The following is a 3,031-nucleotide window of genomic DNA, read 5'->3' as shown; positions in this document are numbered from 1 at the left end:
GGGGCAGGCCGGAGCCGGCCCCCAGGGCGATGAAGTGGGCCGGGTGGGCCAGGAGAAAGCGCAGGTCCGGATGCAGCACCGGGGCGACGGGGACGGCGGGTGGTGGCGTCATGCCGCGATTATCCGGTCGATCGCTCAGGCGAAATGGTCGAAGCCGCGCCCGGGCAGCGTCTGCACGGCGCCTTGCGCGTCGAGCCAGCGCAAGCCGGGTTCGGCGGTGATCCGGCCGATGCGCGTGACCGGCGTGCCGGCCTGCGCGGCGATGGCCTCGATGCGCGCGCGCTGCTCGGGCGGGGCGCAGAACAGCAGCTCGTAGTCATCGCCGCCGTGGGCCAGGCATTCGAGGCGCCGCGTCGCCGTCAGCCGCTCGAGCGCGGGCGCCACGGGCAGGGCGTCGATCTGCAGCTCGGCGCCGACGCCGCTGGCGGTGAGGATGTGGCCGAGGTCGCCCGCCAGCCCGTCGCTCACGTCGATGCCGGCATGGGCGACGCCGGCCAGGGCCTGTCCGAGCACCAGTCGGGGCTCGGGGGCATCCATGCGCCGGTGGCAGGCCCCGGCCTGCGCCGGGTCCAGGCCGGCGGCCAGGGCCCAGTCGTCGCCGGCACGCAGCGCCAGCGCCAGGCGCGCCTCGCCGGTGCGGCCGCTGAGCCACACGTCATGCCCCGCACGGGCGGCGTCGCGCCGCAGCGCGCTGCCCGGCGCCAGCTCGCCGAACACCGTCACGCACAGGGTGAGCGGGCCGCGTGTGGTGTCGCCGCCGATCAGCGGACAGGCATGCCGGTCGGCCAGCGCGAACAGCCCCCGCGCAAAACCGGCCAGCCAGGTGTCGTCCACGGCCGGCAGCGCCAGGGCGAGGGTGAAGCCCAGGGGCCGCGCGCCCATGGCCGCCAGATCGCTGAGGTTGACCGCCAGGGTCTTGTGGCCCAGGGTGGCCGGGTCGGCATCCGGGAGGAAATGCCGCCCTTCGACCAGCATGTCGCAGGAGATGGCGAGCTGGTGGCCGGGCGTGGGCTGCAGCAGGGCGCAGTCGTCGCCCACGCCGAGCACGGCCTGGGGCGGCAGGGTGTGCCCGGGGCGCGTGAAGTGGCGCCGGATCAGGCCGAATTCTCCGTCGGCCTCTGGTGCGGGGATGGTCGGCATGGGGCTTTCAGGGGGACGACGAGGACGGCGACTCCTCGTCCTCGGGTTCGGTGTCCTGCGGACGCGGCGGCAGCAGGAAGCTCAAGGGTGCGCGGCGCAGGCGCAGGCGGATCGCGGCGTTGATCCGCTGGCGGTTGACGTCGCTGATCGCCTGCGCCTTCAGCGCCAGCCGGAACGCCAGGTAGAAACTCACCGCGAGGTTCAACGGGCCGATGACCAGCACCCCGGCCACCGCCCACCAGAAGGCCGGATCGCTCAGCACCGGTGTGCCCAGCGATGCGGCGGCGGCCGCCACCTGGCCGGCCGAGAGTGTCACGTGGCGCACCTCCAGGCCGAGGCCGAAGAAGCCGGCGAAGGCCGGCACCAGCCCAAGCATGAAGCCCAGCGACACGTTGGCGGCCAGACCCGAGATGTGCTCGCGCAGCCAGCGTCCCCAGCGCGCGGCACGCTGCGCGCCGAGCCGGCGCGTGAAGCCCGGGTGGTGCGCCAGCGCCGAGTCGAGCTTGTGGAAGACGAACCAGTTCTCGACCCAGCCGGCGATGATGCTGGAGGCGAACAGCAGGACGCCGGTGATCGCAGCGAACAGCGGCGTGGGGCCGAGCAGGCTGGTGTCGTGCAGCACATGCCGGGCCTTCTCCTCGCCAATCATCGGGAGGCCCAGCAGCACCGACAGCAGGGTGCTGATGAGCAGCACCACCGGCACCACCAGGCCGACGTTGCCGGTGATCGCCGCGATCTGCGTGCGCAGCAGGTTGGCCACCTCGTCCACGAAGCGGCGCACCGCGCCGGGGGCGCGGATGTCGCGCAGCTTGGCCACCATGGCCGGCGCGGTCACGGCAGGTTGTTTGGTGGCCACGGTCCAGTGCAGCAGGTAGATCAGCACGAAGGACAGCGCGTAGTTCACGCCCGCGGCAAAGCCCTCCCAGAAGGCCGACAGCGCCAGCGCCGTGAGGCCGAACTTCATCCAGGTGGTGACACCCAGCAGCGCGCCACCGCCGGCCGCGCGGCCCAGCATCTGGCGGTACTCCGCCGCATCGCGCGTGATGTAGTGCTCGCCGCTTTCGGCGTTGCGCTCGGCCACCTTGGCCGCCGTCAGGTGCGAACTGTGCGCGATCAGCGCCCGGATGCTGCGGTTGTCCTGGCTGAGCTGGGCCAGGTCCGCCAGCAGCGCGGCCGCGGCACGTTCGGGCCGGTCGGTCAGCAGGCAGTCCAGCAGTTGCCGGCAGCGCAGGATGCGCGCGCGCAACTGGCGCAGCAGGAACACGATGCCCACCGAGATGCCGTGTGTGTCCAGGTGCGGATAGACCGTTTGCGCCGCCTGCCGGCAGCGGTCGAGCTGCTGGATCAGGCTGTCGGCAGCCAGTTGCGTGGCGCCGCTGTCCAGGCCGTGCTCCTGCACCGTGCGCCGCAACTGGGCCATGGTCATGGGCAGATCGTGGAACGGCCGCTGCGATTGCGCGCTGTCCGACATGCGCGTGCGGATCTCGTGGGCGAAGCCGATCGCGCTGATCTGGCCGGTGCAGAAGGTCAGCGCGTCCAGCAGCGTCGATGTCCACACCGCGCTGGCGCCGTCCGGTTCCGCATCGGTGCCTGCGGCGGGGGCGAGCAGCACCTCGCGCAGGCGCTGCAGCGTGCCGGTGTCCAGCGCCTGCAGCCAGCGCACGTCGAATGGCGAGGGCAGCAGCAGAACGAACAGTTCCGCCATGTCGCCGGTTTCGGGCGTGGCCGGCAGCAGCTTGCGCCGCACCCGGTGCATCAGTTCGCTCAGGAAGGCGGTGCGCGGCGCAAAGCCGTAGTCGGCCAGCAGAGGCGTCAGGTCAACCGACTGTACGAAGTGCGACCACCAGTGCCGCCAGCGCGCGTGCAGCGCCGGATCGGCCGCCACGGTGTC

At 72.5% G+C, this 3,031-nt stretch carries 2 protein-coding genes; both read right to left on the bottom strand.

Annotation, left to right across the window (positions count from 1 at the left end; genetic code table 11):
- Positions 1 to 135: 135 nt before the first annotated feature.
- The gene (thiL, locus tag PHQ87_RS15435; RefSeq protein ID WP_300236322.1) at positions 136 to 1,140 is read right to left on the bottom strand and encodes a thiamine-phosphate kinase; all 1,005 of its coding nucleotides are present in this window, start codon (positions 1,138 to 1,140) and stop codon (positions 136 to 138) included.
- A gap of 7 nt (positions 1,141 to 1,147) precedes the next feature.
- Positions 1,148 to 3,031, bottom strand: a 1,884-nt coding sequence (locus tag PHQ87_RS15430) for a site-specific recombinase (RefSeq protein ID WP_300236319.1), incomplete at its 5' end; no start/stop codon positions are given.

The organism is Hydrogenophaga sp. (assembly GCF_028698005.1).
In the GTDB taxonomy this organism is placed as follows: Bacteria; Pseudomonadota; Gammaproteobacteria; order Burkholderiales; family Burkholderiaceae_C; genus Hydrogenophaga.
Note: the sequence above shows the minus strand (reverse complement) of the source record. Positions and strands in the feature narration are given on the sequence as shown.

What these genes read in the sequence shown, in the direction of transcription:
- thiL (WP_300236322.1), bottom strand. Translation starts at nt 1,140, where the DNA reads ATGCCGACCATCCCCGCACCAGAGGCCGACGGAGAATTCGGCCTGATC.